We start from the raw sequence: 2,422 nt of genomic DNA on the forward strand, positions 1-2,422 counted from the left end.
CGCCGCCGGCCCAGCGCAGCACCAGGGGCTCCCGCCGCTGGACCCCGCGCAGCCGGTGTTCGGACAGGCTGGTCGAGCGGGTGGTCAGCAGCCCCCGGGTCACCTGCAGCGTGCCCCCCGGGTGCCGGGTCAGCCGGAAGCCGCTGAAGGACAGCACGTACCCGGCCACCGACAGAACCGTGACCAGCAGCAACACGGCGGCCGCGGCCACCGCCACGTCCAGCCAGACCGACCGCCCGCGCAGGAAACCCAGGATCTGTTCGACCGGACCGAAGTCGGCCGGGTTGAGCCGGGCCTCGTGCAGCAGGCGCAGCCCGAACCCGATCAGCACCGCGCCGGTGACGACCCCGGACAGCGTCGCCGGGGCCAGGGCGATCCAGCGGGGGTGCAACCGGGCCAGTTCGATCTCGCCCTCGAACCCGTCGGGCGACCCGGCGCCGACGCCGGGTTGCGCGTCGCTGTCGCCGCCGGGTTGCCGGGCGAGTTCGCTGCCGGGTCGTGCGGCGGTGTCGCCGCCGGGTTGCCGGGCGATCTGCCCGGTGATCTGGCCGCCGGATTGTCCGGCGTCGTCGCCGATCGGCGGTGCGTCGGGTTCGCCGGCGAATCGGCCGCCGGTGCCGCCGGGCGGCTCGCCCGACGTCCCGGACGGCGCGCCGCCCGGCCGTCCGGGCCGGAGACCCGGGTGAACCGCGTCGATCGCGCCGGCCGCGATGGCCACGTCCGACGCCTCCGCCCCCGCGGCGGGATTCGGTGGCGCGCTGGGCGTCGCGGTTCCGGCCCCCGGAGCCCGGTGCAACAGTTCCGCACGCAGGCCCGGGACCGCGGCCGCCGGCAGCCCGTCCAGCCGAACGGATCGGGCGTGGGCGTGCGAGCTGCCGGTGCCGATGTCCACCCGCACCAGCCGCAACAGCCGCTGCAACGGGTGCGCGCTGACGTCCAGCGTGCGGATCCGGTCGCGGGGGACCGCGAGCTGGGTGCGTTGCAGGATCCCGCGGCGCACCTCGACCAGGGTGGGGGTGATCCGGTACCGGGTGGACAGGTACCGGGCGATCCCCAGACCGACGACCAGTACGGTGCCGATCAATCCCCACGGCGGCCCGTCGTCGCCGCGCGATCCGGCGAACAGCAGGATCACCAGCATCGGGATGAAGCGGATGACGTCCCGCACCGGCTCGACCAGCAACATCCCGGGGGACAACCGCCGCCAGGGCGGGTCCGGGGCGGAACGGCCCGTCCCGTTGATCGCGGCGTCGGCCCGGCCGTCCGGAGCCGCCGGCGCGGCACCCGGATCGCCCGTCCCGCTGTGCGGATCGCCTGGGTCGGCCGCGGCGTCGCCGGCCGCGCCTGTCGGCTCGTTCGGCCGGGTGGCCGGGCTGCTCGGCCGGGACGGCGGATCGTCGGTCATGTCGCGTCGCCGCGGGTGGCCTGGGCGGCGGCGGTGATCCGCGCGGCCAGGGCGGTCGCGGTGGCGGCGTCCAGGCCCTCCACCGTGAGCGGGCCGGCCGCGGAGGCGGTGGTGACGGTGAGGGTGGTGAGCCGGAACAACCGGGCCAGCGGTCCCTGCGCGCTGTCCACCGTCTGCACCCGACCGAGCGGGGCGATCCGCCACTCCTGGGTCCACCATCCGGTGCGGGTGTCCATCGCGGTGCCGCTGAGCTCCCAGCGGTGCACCCGGTACCGCCACGCCGGCATGACGGCCAGGTGCAGCGCGGCCAGCACGACGGTGACGGTCAGCAGAACCGGCTTGGCCGGTGGAAACGGCCACTCCAGCAGCATCGCGATCACCTGGACGGCCGCCAGGGCGAGCCACCCGAGCGCCGCCCGGGTGAACCAGTACCACTGGGCCCGCGGCGCGACCCGGTTCGCCGGGACCCGGACGGCCGGGGTCGGGCCGGTCGTGTCGGTCGTCATGGGTCCATCGTCCGCCCGCCCGCCCGGAGCCGGTTCGCGGCCGGCCGCGCGGCCCGGGTCGAGGTAGGCCATGGTGGGACTGAGCCTCGCGCCGACTGAAGACCTGCGCCCGCTGAGCGGGCGGAAACCTTCACTCGGCTGCGGTTCGGCGGGTCGGCGGGTCGGCGGGGCCCAGCTGGAACGGGGGCTCGTGCCGAACGAAGACCGTCGCCCGCTCAGCGGGCAGAAACCTTCGTTCGGTGCCGCTGGGCGCATCGGCGGGGCCCGGCTGGAGCACGGCCTCGGGCCGACTGAAGACCTGCGCCCGTTCAGTGGGCTTCAACCTTCACTCGGCGGGACCGCGAGGATCTTGGGGCCGGGCTGGAGCACGGCCTCGTGCCGACTGAAGACCTGCGCTCGCTGAGCGGGCTTGAACCTTCACTCGGCTCAGCCTCGCGGTCGCGGCGGGGCCCGGCTGGAACGGGGGCTCGTGACGATCGAAGACCGGCGCCCGCTCAGAGGGCTTCAACCT

The 2,422-nt window shown here is 75.6% G+C and carries 2 protein-coding genes; both read right to left on the reverse strand.

Annotation, left to right across the window (positions count from 1 at the left end; all coding sequences use genetic code 11):
* On the reverse strand, window positions 1–1,405 hold a 1,405-nt coding region (locus tag ACOJUF_RS01100), incomplete at its 3' end, for a PH domain-containing protein (protein ID WP_420120019.1).
* On the reverse strand, window positions 1,402–1,911 hold the full coding sequence (locus ACOJUF_RS01105; RefSeq protein ID WP_420120020.1) for a PH domain-containing protein: 510 nt from the start codon (window positions 1,909–1,911) through the stop codon (window positions 1,402–1,404). The genes ACOJUF_RS01100 and ACOJUF_RS01105, both read right to left, overlap by 4 nt.
* Window positions 1,912–2,422 lie beyond the last annotated feature (511 nt).

It is taken from the genome of Nakamurella sp., from assembly GCF_048594475.1.
In the GTDB taxonomy this organism is placed as follows: domain Bacteria; phylum Actinomycetota; class Actinomycetes; order Mycobacteriales; family Nakamurellaceae; genus Nakamurella.

Bases quoted from the DNA above. Each gene is read 5' to 3' on its own strand.
- ACOJUF_RS01105 (WP_420120020.1), bottom strand. From the start codon at position 1,911: ATGACGACCGACACGACCGGCCCGACCCCGGCCGTCCGGGTCCCGGCG.